Origin of the sequence: Rhodovulum sp. PH10 (assembly GCF_000293785.1) — a bacterium.
Lineage (GTDB): Bacteria > Pseudomonadota > Alphaproteobacteria > Rhizobiales > Xanthobacteraceae > Rhodoplanes.
Genome location: NZ_AKZI01000184.1, coordinates 1 through 494, shown reverse-complemented (window position 1 = coordinate 494; position 494 = coordinate 1). Strand labels below are relative to the sequence as shown.

The 494-nt window shown below is 70.9% G+C and carries 1 protein-coding gene; it reads left to right on the top strand.

Annotated elements, in window-relative coordinates:
- Positions 1-258 precede the first annotated feature (258 nt).
- Positions 259-494: NAD(P)-binding domain-containing protein (locus tag A33M_RS20875; RefSeq protein WP_040622329.1), on the top strand; the 236-nt coding region annotated here is incomplete at its 3' end.

Sequence of the window (494 nt, the reverse complement as noted above, 5' to 3'; positions counted from 1 at the left end):
GTCGCGCCGAAGTTCAAGCAGGTCGGCCTGCCCGACGAGTTCTTGGCGGCGGGCGCCCTGCCCACGCTGCACGATCGCTACGGCATCTCGACGCAGACGATCGTCGCCTCCCTCAAGGCCTGGCTCGCCTGAGCCGGCCCCGCCGCGCCCCACCCTCCTGCGGGGCGCGGCGATCTTCGTGACGCCAACGACCAACCAGACGACGCGGGCAACCTCGGCGACCGCTATTCCTGTGCCGAGACGGGTAGGAGAACGATCATGAGAGTCGTGTTCATCGGCACCGGCGCCATCGGGCTTCCGATGGCGCTGCGGATCGCCAAGGGCGGCCACACGGTGGTCGGCGTCGAGACCGCTCAGCCGGCCCGCGAGAAGGCCATCGCCGCCGGCCTCGAGACGGTATCCTCGTTCGCCGAGACCTCCGGCGCCGAGGTGGTGGTGGTGATGGTCGCGACCCCCGACCAGCTCGCCAAGGTGGTGGACGGCGCGCTCGGCCA